The following is a 19844-nucleotide window of genomic DNA, read 5'->3' as shown; positions in this document are numbered from 1 at the left end:
TAAAGCCAAAGGTTACTGGCAATACTGTTTTAATACTTCCTGTTGGCTGGGTAAGAGCTTGTAGAGATAAACGGGTCGCCCAGTAGCACCATAAAGAACTTTAGTACTCAGAACTTCAGTATCAGAAAGATAAATCAAATATTTACGGCAAGAAACTCGTGAAATCCCAATAGCATTCGCCATCTGTTCAGTTGAGAACTCCCCATCCTGCATCTCTTGAATCCATTCACATACTGTACGCAATGTTTGTGCTGTTAGTCCTTTTGGTAATTTTTTGCGCTCAACAGGCGCTGAATTATTGCGCCGCAGTAATGTGTCCACATCTTCTTGGGCACAATATTCACGTTGTTCCAGCAAATTCTGTTTTTCGCGATAAGTTGAGAGCGCCTCTTCAAAACGCGAGAATTGAAATGGCTTAATTAAATAATCAACCACGCCATATTGCAGGGCTTTTTTGATGGTGTTTACATCAGTGGCAGATGAAATAACAATGACATCGGTATGCTCACTGAATTCGCGTAATACCGGCAGCAAATCTAACCCGTTGTCTTGGCGCATAAACACATCCAGCAAAACCAGGTCAATGGGTTGTTCCGCTGCCATTAGATGCTCTCGGGCTTGCTGCAAAGTGGATACCGAGCCACAACAGTTGAAACCTGCAACCTGGCTCAGATAACACTTATTCAGCTCAGCCACCATTGCATCATCATCCACTATTAATACATTAATCATGATTTACCGCGCTGATGTTGTTTGACGAATTGTCACTAGAGGTCATGCTATTCGACGTTATATCGTAGGGAAGGCTAATAAAGAACTGTGTAAATACGCCCGCTTCCGAATCAAACTCAATACTACCACCAATACTCTCTAAACTTTGCCGAACCAGACTCAAACCAATGCCATGTTCATTGCCCTTGGTCGAAAAGCCATTATCAAAAATACGATCTTGTAACTCGGCAGCAATACCCGGCCCATCATCACTGACAACACAATGTATCCGGCCATTTTGATAATGAAAGCTAACATTAATTTCCCGCTGAACCTGATCTCCAATTGCTTCCATGGCATTCTCAATGAGGTTACCCAACACGGTAATCAAGGTGGTGGTCACTTGCTCATTATCAGTATCAGGTAAAAGGCTATCGTCACTGATTGATAATGTAATACCCAAATCACGAGCCCGATTGATTTTCCCTAACAGAAAACCGGCGATTACCGGAGATTTTACCTTGCGCAACAGAGAACCAATTTCTGCCTGATAATTATTTGATGTTTTGACAATATAGTCTTCGAGTTGCTGGTAATACTTCATATGTAATAAGCCCAGAATAACATGGAGCTTATTCATAAACTCGTGCGACTGCGCCCGCAATGCATCGGCATAATGGACCATGCCGGTAAGGCGTTGCATCAATTGGCTAACTTCTGTTTTATCTCGGAAAGTGGCAATTGCGCCGATAATATCGCCTTTCACCATCACAGGGACGGTGTTGGTCAGTAATATACTGCCATTAAAGTTTATCTCTTCATCGCGCCGTGCAATGCCGGTTTCCAGAACCTGCTGTAAATACAAACGTACCGGCCAGTATTTACTGGCATTACTGAGTAATAAATTCTCCATCGGCCCACTTTGCTTAAACAAACGTTTCGCTTCATGATTAACCACAGTAATACGAGAGTCAGCATCAACGGCAATAACACCCTCTTTAATGGATTGCAGCATCGCGTTACGTTGTTCGAACAAATTAGATATCTCGTAGGGCTCAAAACCCAGCATAATTCTTTTAAGCGCTTTCACTAAGAACCACGTTCCCAGAGAGCCAATTAATGCGCCAAATAAGATGGTCCAGGGGATAGTCCAGCGAGTTTCACTGACTACGGAGTCAATACTCGTAAGAGAAATACCAATCGCCACCACGCCAATTTGTTTCCCGTGGGGCTCATAGATAGGAATGAAAATACGCAATGCACGTTCTAATACGCCCCGGTTTATGGCGCTATTCTCTTTACCTTCTAATGCGGGTTGCAGATCATTACCAATAAAACGCTGGCCGATCATCTCAGGATTAGGATGTGAATAACGGATGCCTTTCATATCAGTAACAACAATGAATAGCAGGTCATTAGCTTGCTGAACTTCGTGGGTATAGGCCTGTATTTGCTGCCCGGCCACTGGATCACTTAATCCTTTAATTATCGTGGGCGAAAAAGATAATGCCCGCGCCACGGCAACGGCTTTGTCTTGCAAACCCTCTTGTGCCATCCGACTGAGCTGAACAAAGAACAGTGTATGGACCACCAATAGCACAGACACAATCACTCCAGAGACCATCAATGTGATTGAAGTGCTAAGCCGTAACGGCACTTTTTGCTTTCCTGCCGTTGTTGCGTTATTCATGTCATGCTCCAGAAACACTGGCCTGAGGGTCTATCAGACGTCTAGATTGATGAAATGGGTGCGGTATAACGAGTGGCAAATCAAAATATGTGAGCAGCCAAAATCGCTCTATAGTTTACGCTGTTTATTCTATAGGATGCTAAGACTTAGGGTTACTTTAGCTACTTAACTATTTATATAGTTATCAAATTTACTACCTTTGGTTGCTCCCTATGGCATGAAGGTGCATTGAGCGTTTTGCTAAAAATTAGGTTGATGAGTGATGGAGGCTGATGGCCAAATCAATTCTTTATTATTTATCCTTCCTGATGTGTTAGTGATGCCTTTTTTGGGGGGGATAAATTTTAGTATAAGGAACAACTGCCGTTAATAATAATCGCCCACACTCCTGCGAGTTATCATTACACTATCTTTTCCTAGGACGATTATTAACTAACAGTTTGCCAGCAATATATCGCTATTATGCCGTATGAATACTCAATCACATGTTAATCTGCTACCACTAATTAAGTCATTTCGGATCTAATATGCTTAGCGCAGCCCATTAATGTCATGATACTGCAACAAAATTACTGTTCCTCCTACAGCTCAAAGATAATCAATGTATTGAAAACAACTGATATACAGTTTTCTTAACCTAGGATATCTTACTCTAAGAATTTCATGATCATTTGATAAAACCGAGAATCAAACAAGCGGCGAATTGTTATTACCATTTCATATAAATTAAAAAGTAGAAGTATTTCTGGCACTTTTAATAAGTTATAGAGATAAAAGAGACAGAAAAATAAACAAAAGGTAAACGGGAGATAACTATATGCCTAAAGATGATAGCAAGAATGGAATTATCGACTACGTATCAACTGGGCATCTGCCAGATCCAGACACCGTGGTTAATTTGGTACAAGAAGCCCATAAACGTTTTGGTAGTGATACTGAAGGTGTAGTTTCTACGGTTTACCCGGCATTAGAACGTATTCCTCCTCATCTCTTTGGGGTGTGTATGGTCGGCACAAACGGCACAGTGCATTCAGCCGGTGATGTGGATTATGAATTTACCATCATGAGTGTCTCCAAGCCGTTTGTCTTTGCTTTAGTCTGCCAGGCCATTGGGGCAAAAGCTGCTCGCGAAAAACTGGGGGTTAATAGCACGGGAATGGCATTTAATTCCGTCACTGCCATTGAGCGCGCAGCTGATGGGCGCACTAATCCGATGGTTAACTCCGGTGCAATTGCAACCACCAGTTTGGTGCCCGGAGCGACCAGTGATGAACAGTGGAAATTCATCTATGACGGTTTGTGCAGTTTTGCGGGCCGTGAATTGACTCTGAATGAGGAAGTCTATCAATCCGCCTGCGAAACCAACTTCCGTAACCGCGGTATTGCCAATGTGTTGGAAGGTTATGGTCGTCTGGGATGTGACCCGATGATTGCCACCGACTTATATACTCGCCAATGTTCGTTGAATGTTAGCGCCCGTGATCTGGCGGTAATGGGGGCGACTTTGGCTGATGGCGGGGTTAACCCACTGACTCGTGAACGGGTGGTGGATAACGATGTATGCCATTACGCTTTAGCCGTCATGGTCACCGCAGGGTTGTACGAAACGTCCGGTGAATGGCTTTATGACATCGGCCTGCCCGGAAAAAGCGGTATTGGCGGTGGGATAGTGACAGTGTCACCTGGGAAGGGTGGGCTGGGGACTTTTGCGCCATTACTTGATAGCGCAGGCAACAGTGTCAAAGGTCAGCTGGCTGCCCGTTTCTTATCACGTAGTCTTGGGATGGACATGTTTGTTTCTGAGCCTTACACCGAAAAAAGTTGAGCTGTGAGAGTCAGGTAGAGCTCGCAAGCCGTTTATGGCTCACATTATCGTGTGCTGTAAAAACGGATTGAGCTTAAACCCTATGTTATTCAAAAAATGCCTTCAAAAGGATAGATATATTTATGGCGAATCAATCAGCTCACCGCGCAGGTGCGGAAGTTAAAGAGTCTTGGGTGCCGATGATAACCATCGCATTGGCTCAGATTCTGATGTCATTTAACGTTGCCTCCCTGCCGGTAGCGTTGGGCGGGATGGTCAAAAGTTTTAATGTGCCACCGACGACAATTGCAACCGCGATCGTCATGTACTCATTGTCCGTTGCCGGTTTCGTGATGTTGGGTGCCAAACTTAACCAACGTTTCGGGCCATTGGTGGTATTCCGCAGTACTGTTCTGCTGTTTGGTATTGCACAGGTCATGATGACATTTAGTCCGAATGTGACGGTGATGATCAGTGCGCAGGCATTAAGTGGTTTGGCAGGGGCGGCATTAGTGCCCGCACTGGTGGCACTGATTGCTGAAAACTATCGTGGTACGCAACAGGCGACCGCGCTTGGGGCTCTGGGTTCTGCCCGTGCGGGTGCGGGGGTGGCGGCATTCCTGATAGGTGGTGTGCTAGGAACTTACATCGGCTGGCGTCCGGCATTCGGTATATTGATAGCATTGTCTGCAATCATCTTTGTGTTGAGTTTCCGTTTGAAATCAGACCAAGGCCGCCCAGACGTTGGCATCGACATCATTGGTGTGATTCTGGCGGCATCAGCGATTATTTTGCTGTCGTTTGGCTTTAATAACCTCAACCGCTGGGGCTTTGGCTTGGTGCGTGATGGAGCACCTTTCGACCTGTTAGGCTTCTCGCCAGCACCCTTTATGATTGTGTTGGGTATTGTGTTAGGCCAAGCGTTTGTTGTCTGGACTCGCCGTCGGCAAGAGCAAGGTAAAACGCCACTGCTAGCACTGGAGGTCATTACCTCACCTACTGAAAAAGCAGCCGTATTTGCTATGTTCGCAGTGGTAGCGCTGGAAGCTATGTTGAACTTCTCTGTTCCACTGTATATCCAGATAGTGCAGGGCAGTACCCCCATGGCGACGGCGATTGCCATGATGCCGTTTAACTTGTCAGTATTTTTCTCGGCGATGTTGATTGTTCGTTTCTACAAGAAACTGACGCCGCGTAAAATTGGCCGTTATGGTTTCATCATTTGTACTATTGCCTTGTTATGGCTGGCGTTTGTGGTACGTAATAACTGGAGTGAATTCGCAGTACTCTTTGGTCTGGTGGTATTTGGCTTGGCTCAAGGGGCGCTGGTGACCTTACTGTTCAACGTGCTGGTCAGTGCATCACCGAAAGAGTTGGCGGGTGATGTTGGTTCATTACGTGGTACCACGAACAACCTGGCAAACGCCATTGGTACGGCGGTTGCCGGTGCTTTGCTGGTGGGTTTGTTAAGTGCCAACGTAATGCGTGGCGTGGCTGAAACCCCAATCCTGACACCTGAGATTCAGGCGCAAGTTAATATGGACAGCATTAACTTCGTGAGTAATGACCGCTTGCAAGGTGTGTTAGCGCAAACCACGGCAACCCCAGAACAAGTAGCAGAGGCGGTACGTGTTAATGAGGAAGCTCGCCTTCGCTCGCTGAAATTTGGTTTGCTGATTATGGCGTTGTTATCACTGCTGGCTATCTTCCCAGCGGGGCGATTACCTAATTACTTGCCAGGTGAATTACCGGCGGATAATTTGGATAAAAAAAGCCGTAAATAAGCTGCAATCACCATTGATGTAATACCAGAGACGGACAGTGTTATGCACTGTCCGTTTTGCATTAAATTCTACTGGGTCGGCGTTAGCACAGTAATGGATGAAAACTGCAAGTGATGCATAAATTCACGTAAAATCAGTAAGCGTGCGGCAAATTCATTATCTGCCGGGATCCCTTCTGATGCTGCGGGTCTCCCCATCATCACTGCGGCTAAGCGGTCAAACATGCGCTCCATTGATTCGAGTGACAGGGTCATTTCAGTTTGCGGCGGTAAACCTGCGAGTTGGGCGATAGTGCAGATATGGCTGTCGGCAGTAATCAGTTGTGATGCTCTGTTGACCGCAGGGCTAATACGGATAACTTCATCTTCAACCACCATAATGGCGGTTTCCATCTCATCAGCTGTCGGCGGATTGTGCCTAAAATAACCTGAGGCAATATTATTAAAGCCAACAGTAAGATGCTGTTCAGCGGCAGCCATACCTGGGTTATCAGTCACCACCGTCGTAGACTCATTGCCAATATATAATAAGGTTATTAACCGATTATCACCGAGTGCTGCGCGAATATTTTCATATTCTGTCTGAATATCATTCATATCGAACCGCCTAAAAAAGTTATCGGTCACTCACTCAAGCTCTGTGGTGCTAGTCGCCTGATTCATGCATACCGCGTGTTTTTTGAGTAGAGAGTTGCGGTACTCCCCGCATTTTTAAACAAAAATTCAAAAGACTAAATATTTTTTGATGCTGATCAAGACACATTTCCCTTGTTTAGTGTTAATGTTAATAAATCTCATTATCAACTTCATGTGCGTTTATCATTATGCGAATTTGGCACAAGTTTTTTCTGCTTTGTTGCTGTTGGTGGTTATCAAGCTCTATCGCTTGGGCTAATCCAGATTACCAGCAGTGGGTCAACGATATCCAATCCCGCCTCGATAAAACTTCCCAGTTATATCAACAGAAGAATAATGACGAAGCCCGCACTATGGTGCAAATGGCGTATTTTGAAGTTTTTGAGAACCTCGAAGGGCCAATTCGAATCAATATTTCGGCACAAAAAAGCTATCAGATGGAAGCCGCCTTTGGTGAAATCCGCCGGATGATCGGTGAGGGGAAACCTCAAGCTGAAGTTGATAATAAAATTAACTGGCTTAAAAGCGAACTGACCGGGGTGCTGCCGGTTCTGACTGATGGGCACAAACTGACGGCTGAACAGCAACATGCCACTTACGAAAATAACGATATTGCCGTGTATTGGCAGCAAAGTTTCAAGATTATCGATGACTTACTGGCTCAGGCTATCACTGAATATCAAGACGGTAACTTCGCTGCTGCCAGCCAAAGTGTGCAACAAGCCCATTATCAGGGCTTTAAAAACTCTGAAATGGAAATGTCTGTACGAGGAAATCGCTCCTCACAGCAAGCGGCAGCCATTAACCAGCAATTTACGGCATTAATTGATTTAACCAGCCAGCCGGATCAAATAACAGAGGTTGCCTATCGGGTCACTGGGTTGCTTCAAACCATTGAGGATATCCTTCCGGGGTTGCCAACCACTCGTGAACAGCAGCAAGTTACCGCCGATCAGCCAGCGGCCGGGCAATCTTCTCCTACCGCTGGCAATTCTGACGGGCAAATCAATGCTGATTGGGCCGCCGTTTCCAACAAAATAAACCAGTCAATTAATGAAGCCATTAGTCAATATCAGCAAGGGCAGACCACCCCTGCGATGATGGCGGTACAGGATACCTATTTTGATTTGTTTGAAGCCAGCGGCATGGAGAACAAGGTTGGCTCACGCGATGCGGCATTTAAATCAACATTAGAAGGGCATTTCACCCGCTTAGTCAGTTTGATGAAAGCAGGCCAGCCAGTCGAGCAATTACAAGCAGAGGCCCAGGCCTTACAAAAGGATCTGGCCAGTGCGGTAGAGATGCTCGGTGGTGGGGATGAAACGGATTGGAGCCTGTTTATTTACAGCCTGCTTATAATTGTCCGCGAAGGTCTGGAGGCCCTACTGATTGTGGCTGCTATCGTTGCCTATCTGGTGAAAAACAACCATCAGGATAAATTACCGCTGATTCGCCAATCTGTGGTGGTGGCTTTAATCGCCAGTGTGCTGACAGCTTTTGTCTTCCAATGGTTGTTTGCCAATTCAGGGCAAAGCCGTGAACTACTGGAAGGCTTCACCATGATGATTGCAGTAGTCATGCTGTTCTCCATGAGCTATTGGCTGCTATCGAAGACAGAAGCGCGCCAATGGAAAGCCTATCTTGAAGGTAAATTCTCCAAATCACTCAGCAGTGGCTCCATGGTAGGGCTGTGGCTGACCAGTTTCCTGGCGGTGTACCGCGAAGGGGCTGAAACCGTCTTGTTCTATCTGGCCCTGATGGGCGACGCCAACACAACAAGCGGTCACTTGTCGATTTTAGCCGGCTTTGGCGTCGGCTGTGTCATTTTGCTGGCGGCCTATCTGGTTATGCGCTTTACCGTAGTCAAATTGCCACTGAAACCTTTCTTCATGTTTACCGGTGGCTTTATGTACCTAATGGCATTTGTATTTGCCGGTAAGAGTGTTCTTGAGTTGATTGAAGGCAAACTGTTTGAGCCAACACTGTTGCCGGGCGTACCTGAAATTAGTTGGTTGGGGATCTATCCATATCTGGAAACCTTGATTCCTCAAGGGATACTACTGATTGCTGCGCTGGTTGCCCTTTGGGTAATGCAACGGCGTGGTCGTGCTATCCCAGCATGATGGTCCGGCATGATGCCGGTGTGAATAACGACAACGTACTTATCATTTGATACCAGAGGGTGTGCTACATGACCATGAAGAAAACGATTATTGCCAGCAGTATCATTGCCAGCATTTTTGCAGCACCTGCTGCCTTTGCCTTTAAAGAGTATCCAGCTGGCGAACCTATCAAAATTAATGATATGGAAATTGCAGCAGTCTACTTACAACCGATTGATATGGAACCTCGTGGTATGGGCTTGCCAGCAGCAAAGGCAGACATCCATCTGGAAGCTGATATCCATGCTACCGAAGGTAATAAAAATGGTTTTGGTGCCGGTGAATGGATGCCATACCTGACTATCGCTTATACCTTGGTGAATACCGACACTGGCGCTAAACAAGAAGGCACGTTTATGCCAATGGTGGCAAGCGACGGCCCACACTACGGCGCTAACATCAAAATGATGGGCGTAGGTAACTATAAAGTGACTTATCATATTAGCGAGCCGTCTAAAGCGGGTCTGCATCGCCACACAGACAGTGAGACGGGTGTTGGTCGCTGGTGGAAACCTTTTGATGTGAGCTACGACTTTAAATATACCGGCTTGAATTGATAATGATGACCGCGATGGCTAATACCGTTATCGCGGTTTTTTTCATGGCTGAAAAGCTAAAGCATGGTTGTTATCAATCCCTGCAAAAACGTTATGGTCGTCAATAGAAGATTGTCATTAACAACGTATTACGCAAGGCCATGATTTCTCTGCCCAAGGTGTGCTAATGAGTTATTTTTTTGTTTCCGTATTACAAGCCTTTCTACCTGTGGCGCTGTTACTAGGGCTTAGTTGGGCTGTTCGGCCCGCTCCTGCGCTAAATCGGGTCATATGGATAACAATACTCATGGCCATTGCAGGAGTGTGGGCCGGTAGCCATTACCCTAAATCTCAGCAATTGCAGCTCGTGCTGGCAGTGGTTCAGCTTGTTGCATTGCTGTTATTCCTATGCAGTCAATTGATTCTCCGCCAATCATTAGGCTATCTCTGGCAGATTCTGTTGGTATTGGGGGCCGCATTCAATTGGGGCAATAACCCAAATCTTGGGGCCTTTACCAACACCCACGTAATTAATACTGACCTGTTGCTCAATCTGGCCGCCATTGTGATGGCGTTCGCTTGGGTTGTCTTCAGCGCAGTACTGTTGTTGATGATGATTAGGCAATTGCCGCGTTGTCGCTGGCCATTACTGCTGCTGTTGACACTATTATTGATTTTACCGCTGAGTGGCGATGCGATTCTGCTGCTGATGAAGTTACAGGTACTGCCATTAACTAAATCACTACTCAGCTATGTTGCATTAGTCACCAATGGGCATGCCTGGCTAAGCTACATTTGCGCGCTACTGCTGGCGTTTACGACACTGTGCTATTTCATGCCATTGCGGCAGGCAAGCCGGGTTGTCAGTGAAAATGCAGAACCTATTGCTCACCGTAAGGCTTTGGCTGATTACCGCAATGTACGCCGTATTTTGCTCTTCTCCTTGCTGGCGTGGGTTGTAGTGGCGGGTGCCCAGCTTTACTGGGACAAAATTGCCTCTCAACCTCCTCAATTATCTGAAGCTTTGCCCGTCACACTTGCCGCTGATGGGTTGGTTCATATTCCGGTTGAACAAGTACGAGATGGCAAATTACACCGTTTTGTCTGGGTTGCTGATGATGGCAAAGCTGTTCGTTTCTTTATCATCAACCGCTACCCGGACCGGTTGCGCCTTAGCGTCGTTTTTGATGCCTGTCTGCTATGCGGTGATCAGGGCTACGTGATGGAGGGTAATCAGGTTATTTGTGTCGCCTGTGCAGTGCATATCTTTATTCCATCAATTGGCAAAGCTGGGGGATGCAATCCTATCCCATTGGAAGACTGGAAAAGCGATGATAAAGAGTTAGTGATTCCTAAAGCTTCTCTTGAGGCGGGAGTTAATTACTTCACCACCGTCGTTACGTTAGATGTGATTGACCCGGTTGATAAAAGCCACCTGACCAACCAAAAAGCCGACTACAAATACAGTTATAGCGACAAAACTTACTTCTTCTCATCTGAGGCGAATTACAACCGTTTCCGTGAACATCCGGAGCAATTTGTTACTCCAGTTACCCATGCTGAAGACAGTAGCGATACGCAGGAGAATCCATAATTATGCTGTGGCGCATGCTAAAACAGTCTTGGTTTAGGAATGTCCGGCGCAAATCGTTGGCGGTATTCACGGTGTTCCTTGCCGCAGGGTTGATTTCTTCACTGTTGGCGGTGTCAATCGACATTGGCGATAAAATGTCGCGTGAGCTCAAATCCTATGGTGCCAATATTCTGATTGAGCCCGCGGGTCAGGTTGCGCTGCCATCATTATTTGGCGAGAAAAGTAACCCGCTAACCGGGCAGGACTTTTTGGATCAGGCAGAGTTGCCCAATATTAAAGATATCTTCTGGCGCAATAATATCGTTGGTTTCGCGCCGCTGCTGAGTGGCGAGACTGAAGTCAACGGCCAGGATATCCCGCTACTGGGAACCTATTTTAATCAGCCGGTTGACGTGCCAGATGAAGAGGATTACCACACCGGGCAACAAATTATCAGCCCTTATTGGCAAGTCAATGGGCATTGGCCAAAAGAGCCAGTTAAAGCCGATGCCACTGAAGTTGAAGCATTGCTCGGTAAACAACTGGCACAACAAACCGGCTGGAAAATAGGCGATGATTTGCATCTCAACGGCGTTTCTGGCCCGTTAACTGTGAAGATAAGCGGGGTGCTCAGCAGTGGTGGTGAAGAAGAGGGGCGTTTGGTACTGCCGCTCGCCGCTGTTCAATCGCTGCTAGGGCTGCCGGGCAAAATTCAGGCTGTGAGGGTTTCGGCCCTGACGGTGCCGGAAAACGAGTTATCACGCAAAGCGCGTGACAATCTGGAAGCACTGAATGCCGAAGAATATGACTTGTGGTACTGCACCGCCTATGTCTCTTCAATTGCTCATCAACTTGAAGAGGCAATATCGGGTTCAGTGGTTCGCCCTATCTGGCAAGTGGCAGCTTCTGAAGGGGTAGTGATTGAGAAAATACAGTTGTTGTTGGCGGTAGTCACCTTGGCGGCACTGATTGCTGCGGCTATGGGCATCGCGTCACTGATGACCAGCACAATTATGGAACGGGCGAAAGAGATAGGTTTAATGAAAGCCTTAGGTGCTCGGCAGTGGCAAATTTTGATGCTGTTCTATCTTGAAGCCGCCATCAGCGGTCTTATTGGCGGCTTAGCCGGTTGTCTGGCCGGGTGGGGATTGGCAAAAGCTATCGGCTTGATGCTATTTGGTGCACCGCTAAGTTTTGCCTGGATGGTCGTGCCTTGTGTATTGGTGATATCGGTTTTAATTGCCGTCATTGGCACTTGGTTCCCTGCTCGGCGTATTGCCCGTCTTTATCCGGTGGAGGTGCTCTATGGCCGCTAATCATCGGGTAGTACAACATAAAGGTCTGGATGGCATGTTTTGGCGGTTGGTGCTGCGCGCCTTGCGCCTGCGGATGCAGCGGGTCAGTGTGGTGTTTGCGGCACTGATGGTTGGCGCGGCGATTGTCACGGCGATGTCGGCGGTTTACTTTGATATTAATGCCAAAATGAGCCAAGAGTTACGTACTTTTGGTGCGAACTTTTATATCGGCCCAGGACACGGCAGCACATTTGCGCAGGGGCAGTTCCAGCCGATTATTGATGCTGCACCAAAAGGGCTTATCAATGGCTCAAGTCCCTACATTTATGGTATGGCGCGCACGGAGCTGGAAAAGGTCGTGTTGATGGGGGTGTGGTTTGAATCTCTACAGCAACTGGTACCTTACTGGCAAGTGAGCGGTAACTGGATTGGTGTCAGTTTTGACGACCGCAACGCAATGATTGGCGTCAAACTGGCCGAGCGCTTACATGTCAAAGTGGGCGACACCATCACTTTGGTCAATGAAGGTGAACGCCAACGTCTGCAAGTCAAAGGTATTGTGGAGGCAGGAGACGCCACGGATAACATGCTGATCGTCAATCTGGAATTGGCGCAGAAATGGCTCCATCAACCGGAGCGTATCAGCAATGCACTGCTGAGTGTCAGCAATGATGTAGGCCAGGTCGAAACCTTCGCCAGCCACCTTCGTGAGCAATATCCGGACCTTGAAATCAGGCCGATTCGTAAGGTTTCCGCTTCTGAGGGGCAGGTGCTCGATAAGATCAAAGGGCTGATGGGGTTGGTCTCGGTGGTTATCCTCATTTTGTCATCTTTATGTGTCAATACCACGCTAATGGCGATAGTGGGCGAGCGCTCGAAAGAGTTTGCTTTGCAAAAAGCGCTGGGGGCCAGTGGTGGGGATATTATTCGTCAAATGCTGACTGAAACCTTAATTATATCGCTGGCTGCTGCTGTCTGTGGTGCCCTGTTAGGTTATGTGTTGGCGCAGGTTTTGGGGCAGACCGTGTTTAGCGCGGCGATTGCTTTGCGTGCACCGGTATTACCGCTGACATTGATATTGTCATTGTTAGTGGCCGCAGTGGCGGCAATTGTTCCCACCCGCCGGGCTATTCATATTGAACCCGCTAAAGTCCTGAAAGGAGAGTAGCAAATGACATCGCCACTAACACGGGTGAAACCTGAATACGCCGCAGATGCGGTGATTGAAACCCGGCACTTATATAAGCGTTTTGGGCAGGTGACGGCACTTGATGACATCAATATACGCATTAATCGTGGTGAGTTTGTCGCCATCATGGGAGCCTCGGGCTCGGGTAAAACCACATTGATGAACATCCTGACCTGTCTGGACACGGTCAGTGAGGGGCAAGTGCTGCTTGATGGCATTGATGCTGCGGGTCTGGATGAAGAAGGCCGCAGAAAGTTTAGGGCGGACAAGATAGGCTTGGTTTTTCAACAATTCCACCTTATTCCTTATCTAACCGCACTAGAAAATATCATGCTGGCGCAGCATTACCACAGTGTGGTGGATGAAGATGCCGCTCGGCAGGTATTAGAACAAGTTGGGATGACACCCCGTATGGGCCATTTACCCAGCCAGCTTTCCGGTGGTGAGCAGCAACGAGTCTGTATTGCTCGGGCTCTGGTCAATCAACCTCCCATCATATTTGCTGATGAACCTACGGGTAATCTTGATGAAGAGAATGAACAGCGGGTTTTGGACTTGCTAAACCACATTCACCGTCAGGGCAGAACGATTGTTATGGTTACCCACAATCCAGATTTAGGCTGTGTTGCTGACCGGATAATTCGGCTTCAGCACGGTAAATATCTTAATGAAGAGAGTCGTCATCATGTGGCGTAATCGATTAAAAGTAGCCGGGTTGTGCGGCTTACTGTTGTTACTCAGTGCCTGTAAACAAGAGGAAGTCGCCGTGGGTGAGGTTGCCCCTCAATTGGCGGCTTATGACCTGCAAGGTAAACCGGTTGCACTCGATAAATGGAAAGGCAAGCAGGTATATCTCAATTTCTGGTCAGCAAGCTGTGGTGGTTGTCTGGCTGAGATGGCAGCTTTAGATAAGCTGAGTCAGGAATACCAAAATGATATCGTGGTGGTTGCCATTAATACTGATCCTGAACAGGTGGATATTAATCCGGTATTAGCCCAGCGTAATATCAGTTATCCCGTGATTCGGGATCAATTGGGTATCACGCAGGAGCGCTATCAAGTCATTGGTACACCAACCTCGTTTATGATTGACCGTAATGGCAAGGTAACGCAATTGCATCAAGGTGCGCGTAATGAAAAAGATCTCGCGACGTTGTTCCAACAATGGGCCGCGGGGGCGTAATGAAAGTATTGCTGGTGGCTATGAGTGCGGTGATGTTCAGCGCAACCACTCAGGCCACAACTGACGGCGAACATATCTACAAACAGACTTGCTCAAGCTGCCACGGGCGTATGGCTGACCGCAAAGGTTTGGATAAAGCACCGCCCTTGATATCACTGTCTCACGATGAAATTGTTGACGGGCTGACTGCTCGACGCGATGGTAAAATTGTTGGCCGAGGTAACAAAGCTAAAGCTCATCTGACTGACGATGATATTCAAAAGTTGGCCGATCACATTGAAAGTTTAAAAACGGCGAAACCGAAAACATCTCAGTAGCATAGTGCCAGTCGGTTGATTATTAGCCGCTAGCAGTGGTGATGGTAAAATACGCAATGCCATAGCGCCTTGCTTGTTTGTGGGACTTCGCCACTTCATTTGGTCACATTAATGCTGTATTATATGTTGCATATTAAATGCATCTTTAAGTTATGTGAGGAATATCAGCATGGAAAATAGATCAGAGCTACTTTGTTATAAACAATTGCCTGTCTGGAACAGTGCTGGCGTGCCAGCGATGTTTCGCGAAAAGCATAATACTAAAGCAGGAACTTGGGCCAAACTGACCATTCTGAGTGGCGAAATGGATTTTCTGATCCTTGACGAGGCGGGCAATACCTTGGAAAGGCATTCATTCTCTGGTGAGCATCAACCGCCGTTTATTGAGCCGCAAGTCTGGCATCGTATTGCGGGTTGTTCAGATGACCTGCAATGCCAACTCAGTTTTTATTGCACTCCGGAAGATTTTTACCATAAGAAATACAATTTAACGCCGACACATTCTGAAGTGATTGCCGCAGTGAAAACCGTTAAACCGGGGAAAGCTCTGGATTTAGGCTGTGGTTCTGGGCGTAATTCACTGTATCTGAACTTATTAGGTTTTGATGTCACCGCCGTAGATAAAAATGGCGATAGCATCAGCAATTTACAGCAGATTATTGCACAAGAAGAACTGCAAAATATTACTGCCAATACTTACAACATCAATGAAGCGAGTTTAGATAATCGTTATGATTTTATTCTCTCGACTGTGGTGTTGATGTTCCTACAGCCGGAAAGAATTCCATATATTATCAATAATATGCAGGAGTGTACTTTGCCCGGCGGCTACAACCTGATCATCTCCGCCATGTCGACCGATGACTTCCCTTGTACCGTGCCTTTCTCCTTCACATTAAAATCAGGTGAACTGAGTCAGTATTATAAAGACTGGGATATCATTAAATACAACGAAGACGTTGGTCAATTACATAAGACCGATGCTCAAGGCAACCGAATAAAGCTGCGCTTTGCGACGCTATTGGCGAAAAAACCATAATTATAGCGTTGCCCATAACTTGCTGCCTCGCGATTTTTAGCGCTCGATAAAATAACCCTCTAGCTAGCGAGGCGGTAAGTTGGGTTCATTGCGTAAACAACTGACAATATAATCGATAAACACCCGCAATTTGGCGGGTAAATAGCGCGTCGGTGGATAGAGAAGCCATAAACCGCCACTGTATGAACTGATAAATCGCCACTCTGGTAATACCTGCACGATTAGCCCCTGCTGCAACGCTGCTCTGGCGGTAAAATAAGGCAAACTGCCGATACCAATATGTTGTAATACCGCATCCAACCTAACCCCGGTGTGGTTCGCTGCATAGCGGCCTTGCACTGCCACTGTAACCGCTTTGCTACCTTGCCGGAATTTCCAGCGTGCATCTCCCGGTGTTTCTCCCAGATAAATACAGCTGTGATGGGCCAAATCGTGGGGATGTAGCGGTGCTCCATAGGTAGCGAGATATTCTGGTGTGGCGCACAATAAATGTTCAATATCCATTAATTGCCGTCCAACCATCCCCGGCGGCGGCTGGTTGGTAATTCGAATCGCTAAATCTATATGTTCATCAATTAAGTCAACGTAGCGGTCATCTAATATTAACTGCACATCTATCTTGCTGTAGCGGCGTAAAAACTCAGGTATATAAGGATGAATGACAAAACGTCCCACGGCCTTCGGCACGCTGATGCGGATAAGGCCTTCTGGCTCTTGATTATACTGACCACTAACTTCCATTACCGAGTTGGCGGCGTTGAGCATCGCATTACAGCGCGTGAAGACCTCTTCACCACTGTCACTCAGCCGCAATTTCCGAGTTGTCCGTTGCAGTAACCGGGTTGTCAGTGCTTTCTCAAGTCGGCTGACACTGCGGCTAATGGCTGAAGGTGAAACGCCGAGTTGACGAGCAACAGCTGAAAAGCTGCCGGTTTCGACCACTTTCACAAAAATAGCCATTTCACTGAGCAGAGACAGCGGGAGATTTGTGCTCACAGCGCAATAGTCCTTTGAAGATGTGACGGATTATCACACTAGATTGACATCAATATAATCATAATGGAAATGATAAAAGGATAATGAGTATGACAACCCGTCTATTTTTTGAGAACGATATGCTGGCTACGCAGGTTGATGTTTTGAGCTGTACACCTGATGGTGGGCAGTTTGCCGTCATATTGTCAGCAACTATTTTTCATCCACAAGGTGGTGGGCAGCCATCAGATACCGGCTACATAGGGGATAGTCGGGTCATTCGTGTGGTTCAGCAGCAAGAGCAATTAATCCATTATCTGGAAACGCCTATAGCATTGGGATGTCATCAGGCCCGTGTCGACAGTGAGCGCCGTTTCCTAAATACGCGGATGCATTCAGCAGGGCATCTGATTGGCAATATTGGCGAAACCTATGGCTGGCTACCGGTGAAAGCGCATCATTGGCCGGGAGAAGGGCGGGTGTCGTTTAAGCGAGCCGAAGCTCTGCAGCCCATTGATATTAATGCTATTCAGTTAGCTTTAGATGAATTTACTCGCCAGGATTTGCCAAGAAAAATTTCAGTACAGGGAGATTTTCGTGCGGTCGGTTTTGGCGAGTTGCCGGCTTATGCTTGCGGCGGCACTCATGTCAGCTCATTGCAAGTGTTAGGTAAAGTTACCGTGCTGTCTATTTCTGAGAAAAAGGGAGTTATGTCAGTCAATTATGCGATTGATTAATATATAGCCATATGTTGATATGGCGATTGCCTATTATTGGAATCATAACTCTACCCTTTAATACTGTTGAGAATTATTAACTAACCTCATTGATAATCATTATCACTGAGTGTAATAATATAATCCATATAGATTCGTGGAGTATGGATTGTGTCGAATGCAGCTGAAGCAATTTACCCTTTAACAACGGCGATTTCTGATGAAGTCGCCAGTTTGTTTGCTCGCACATTCGTCCACTTTTCTGAATCATTTTATGTCGATGCTACTGATGTTCCCAAAGAAAGCATATCGCTAGAGCAGTGGTCGAATAGTTTGCCAATATTGATGCAAACGTATGAAAGCCACTACTACAGCGACACAGAACTTAATCCGAATCATAAAGCTCTGCACTCGCTGTGGGGGCAGTGGTATTTCGGTATGCTAATTCCACCTATGATTTTGCTGCTGCTGGCATTGCCTACAGCAATAGATACTCGCCCGGAAAGAGTCCGAATCAAGTTTCATACCACAGGGCGGCCTGAAGCTATCTACTATCAACATCATTGGTTAGATAAATCACCGTCCTCTTTACTGGAACGGCTCTATTTATTGCTCGATCATCATATTATTCCTGTTATGCGAAGAATAGAGCGCCAACCCAAAGCAAACATCCGGTTAATATGGAATAACATTGGCTATTTGATGTTTTGGTACTTGCGCGAGTTCGGTACTAAGTTGGGGGCTATTGATGGCTATGAGGATATTATCGAAAACCTATTTCTCACCTCAAGCCTGCCTGACGGGCGGGACAATCCTCTCTATCGCACTGTTATTCCACGCAATGGTGGTATGGAACGCCGTACTTGTTGCCAACGAAACAAATTGCCCGGTGTCGGCAGTTGCCTTGATTGCCCGTTAGAATCTCGCCTATAACCGGTATATGATTCAGCTTACAGAAAAGTAAGCCTTGCAGGGCATATTGGTGAATAACATGTTGGTGAATAAAGACTCAGTGGATAAAGAAAAAATTGCCCATTTAGATGCAGTGGGTCATAAAGCTCGCGCGGTTATGGAGCGGGAAGGGCTGGATGCTCTGGTGGTCACTGTCTGTGATAATTTCTATTATCTCACCGGGTTCGCTAGCTTTTTTATGTACACATTCCGCCATACCGGTGCAGCTGTCGCGATTATGTTTCGCGATGCGAGTATTCCTTCGCAAATCATCATGAATGAATTTGAGGCTGCCAGCGCACATTTCGATATGCCTAATATGGAGCTGAAAACTTTCCCTGTCTGGGTTGATGTTGATGATCCGCGTAATCCACTTAATCATCAGAAAAAGAGTGAGCGCCCTATTGGCCCACCGGTCGAGGCGGTTTTTAATTTAGTCAAATTGGCTCTAGATAATGCAGGCGTATTGGATAAGAAAATTGCGATTGAATTACATGTCATGTCCAATGGGGGAAAACGCGTTTTAGACCAAGTGGCTCCGGGGCTAAAGCTCGTTGATTCTACGCCACTGTTTAATGAAATAAGAATGATTAAAAGCTCCTGGGAAATTAAACACTTACGTAAGAGTGCTGAAATCACTGAATATGGTATTGCCAGCGCGATTAAGCATATCCGTGTAGGTTGCACCGCCGCAGAATTGACCGCCGCATTTAAAGCTGCAGTGATGAGTCATCCGGCGACGAATTTTGCTCGTTTTAATCTTATTTCTATCGGTGATAATTTCTCACCTAAAATGTTTGCTGATGAAACGCCGGCAAAGTTTGGCGATTTAATTAAGTTTGATTGCGGGGTGGATGTTGCAGGTTATGGCGCTGATCTTGCTCGGACATTTGTGCTGGGTGAGCCAGACACGCTAACACAGCAGATATACGACACTATCAGGACCGGGCATGAGCATATGCTATCGATGGTCGCTCCTGGCGTGAAATTGAAAGATGTCTTTGATGCCACTATGGACGTCATTAAAAAGTCTGGTTTGCCTCATTATAATCGCGGCCATCTTGGGCATGGCGATGGTGTATTTCTGGGGCTGGAAGAGGCTCCGTTCGTCAGCACATTGGCAACGGAAACCTTTTGTCCCGGAATGGTACTCAGCCTAGAGACACCTTATTATGGTATCGGGATTGGCTCGATTATGTTGGAAGATATGATACTCATTACCGATAACGGTTTTGAGTTTTTGAGTAAACTAGACCGCGATCTGCTGCATTTCAATTAAGTTGT

Annotated in this window: 18 protein-coding genes; 14 read left to right on the top strand and 4 right to left on the bottom strand. The window is 46.6% G+C overall.

Going from position 1 to position 19844, the window contains the following annotated elements; genetic code table 11:
- Positions 1-12: 12 nt before the first annotated feature.
- Both dcuR and FTA96_RS04610 read right to left on the bottom strand, forming a co-directional pair.
- Positions 13-732 (bottom strand): two-component system response regulator DcuR, encoded by a 720-nt coding sequence (gene dcuR, locus FTA96_RS04615; protein WP_050107373.1) that lies wholly within the window; start codon positions 730-732, stop codon positions 13-15.
- The gene (locus tag FTA96_RS04610; protein WP_050151279.1) at positions 725-2401 is read right to left on the bottom strand and encodes a sensor histidine kinase; all 1677 of its coding nucleotides are present in this window, start codon (positions 2399-2401) and stop codon (positions 725-727) included. Before FTA96_RS04610 ends, dcuR begins: the two co-directional genes overlap by 8 nt.
- A gap of 817 nt (positions 2402-3218) precedes the next feature.
- On the opposite strand from FTA96_RS04610, the gene glsA reads away from it, so the two are divergent.
- Together glsA and FTA96_RS04600 are read left to right on the top strand one after the other, a co-directional pair.
- Positions 3219-4226, top strand: a complete 1008-nt coding sequence (glsA, locus tag FTA96_RS04605; RefSeq protein ID WP_050107371.1) for a glutaminase A — start codon at positions 3219-3221, stop codon at positions 4224-4226.
- Between the two features lie 122 nt (positions 4227-4348).
- Positions 4349-5989 carry an MFS transporter gene (locus FTA96_RS04600; protein WP_050107370.1) on the top strand — a complete coding sequence of 547 codons (1641 nt, stop codon included), beginning with the start codon at positions 4349-4351 and terminating at the stop codon, positions 5987-5989.
- A gap of 68 nt (positions 5990-6057) precedes the next feature.
- On the opposite strand, the gene FTA96_RS04595 is transcribed toward FTA96_RS04600, so the two are convergent.
- A complete protein-coding gene (locus tag FTA96_RS04595) occupies positions 6058-6585 on the bottom strand; it encodes a hypothetical protein (protein ID WP_050107369.1) in 528 nt (175 codons plus the stop codon).
- Positions 6586-6812: 227 nt separating this feature from the next.
- On the opposite strand from FTA96_RS04595, the gene FTA96_RS04590 reads away from it, so the two are divergent.
- The 9 genes from FTA96_RS04590 (at position 6813) to tehB (ending at position 15918) form a co-directional block, all read left to right on the top strand.
- A complete protein-coding gene (locus tag FTA96_RS04590) occupies positions 6813-8747 on the top strand; it encodes an FTR1 family iron permease (protein WP_145573265.1) in 1935 nt (644 codons plus the stop codon).
- A 68-nt stretch (positions 8748-8815) separates the two neighbouring features.
- Entirely contained in the window at positions 8816-9343 is a 528-nt protein-coding gene (locus tag FTA96_RS04585) for an iron transporter (RefSeq protein ID WP_004390794.1), read from the top strand.
- Positions 9344-9509: 166 nt separating this feature from the next.
- Entirely contained in the window at positions 9510-10916 is a 1407-nt protein-coding gene (locus FTA96_RS04580; protein WP_050151659.1) for a Fe-S-containing protein, read from the top strand.
- Positions 10917-10918: 2 nt separating this feature from the next.
- The gene (locus FTA96_RS04575) at positions 10919-12211 is read left to right on the top strand and encodes an ABC transporter permease (protein WP_145573263.1); all 1293 of its coding nucleotides are present in this window, start codon (positions 10919-10921) and stop codon (positions 12209-12211) included.
- Positions 12212-12245: 34 nt separating this feature from the next.
- Positions 12246-13358, top strand: coding sequence for an ABC transporter permease (locus tag FTA96_RS04570; protein ID WP_186372849.1), 1113 nt, complete (start codon positions 12246-12248; stop codon positions 13356-13358).
- Between the two features lie 3 nt (positions 13359-13361).
- Positions 13362-14075, top strand: coding sequence for an ABC transporter ATP-binding protein (locus FTA96_RS04565; protein ID WP_050107364.1), 714 nt, complete (start codon positions 13362-13364; stop codon positions 14073-14075).
- Complete coding sequence (locus FTA96_RS04560; RefSeq protein WP_050151662.1) at positions 14065-14562, top strand: TlpA family protein disulfide reductase; 498 nt, start codon at positions 14065-14067, stop codon at positions 14560-14562. Before FTA96_RS04565 ends, FTA96_RS04560 begins: the two co-directional genes overlap by 11 nt.
- Positions 14562-14879, top strand: a complete 318-nt coding sequence (locus FTA96_RS04555) for a c-type cytochrome (protein ID WP_145532486.1) — start codon at positions 14562-14564, stop codon at positions 14877-14879. The genes FTA96_RS04560 and FTA96_RS04555 overlap by 1 nt, the downstream gene beginning before the upstream one ends.
- 169 nt (positions 14880-15048) lie before the next feature.
- Positions 15049-15918, top strand: a complete 870-nt coding sequence (gene tehB, locus FTA96_RS04550) for an SAM-dependent methyltransferase TehB (protein WP_145532488.1) — start codon at positions 15049-15051, stop codon at positions 15916-15918.
- Between the two features lie 63 nt (positions 15919-15981).
- On the opposite strand, the gene FTA96_RS04545 is transcribed toward tehB, so the two are convergent.
- Positions 15982-16914, bottom strand: coding sequence for a LysR family transcriptional regulator (locus FTA96_RS04545; protein ID WP_145573259.1), 933 nt, complete (start codon positions 16912-16914; stop codon positions 15982-15984).
- An 89-nt stretch (positions 16915-17003) separates the two neighbouring features.
- Between FTA96_RS04545 and FTA96_RS04540 the strand changes: the two genes are divergently transcribed.
- The 3 genes from FTA96_RS04540 (at position 17004) to FTA96_RS04530 (ending at position 19839) form a co-directional block, all read left to right on the top strand.
- Positions 17004-17630, top strand: a complete 627-nt coding sequence (locus tag FTA96_RS04540; protein ID WP_050107359.1) for a serine-tRNA(Ala) deacylase AlaX — start codon at positions 17004-17006, stop codon at positions 17628-17630.
- A 150-nt stretch (positions 17631-17780) separates the two neighbouring features.
- Positions 17781-18542, top strand: a complete 762-nt coding sequence (fhuF, locus tag FTA96_RS04535; protein ID WP_145573257.1) for a siderophore-iron reductase FhuF — start codon at positions 17781-17783, stop codon at positions 18540-18542.
- A gap of 79 nt (positions 18543-18621) precedes the next feature.
- On the top strand, positions 18622-19839 hold the full coding sequence (locus tag FTA96_RS04530) for a M24 family metallopeptidase (protein WP_050134128.1): 1218 nt from the start codon (positions 18622-18624) through the stop codon (positions 19837-19839).
- The last annotated feature ends 5 nt before the right edge of the window (positions 19840-19844 follow it).

Origin of the sequence: Yersinia alsatica, assembly GCF_902170305.1 — a bacterium.
In the GTDB taxonomy this organism is placed as follows: Bacteria; Pseudomonadota; Gammaproteobacteria; order Enterobacterales; family Enterobacteriaceae; genus Yersinia; species Yersinia alsatica.
The sequence above is the reverse complement of the archived record's forward strand: the minus strand, read 5'-3'. Positions and strand labels throughout refer to the sequence as shown.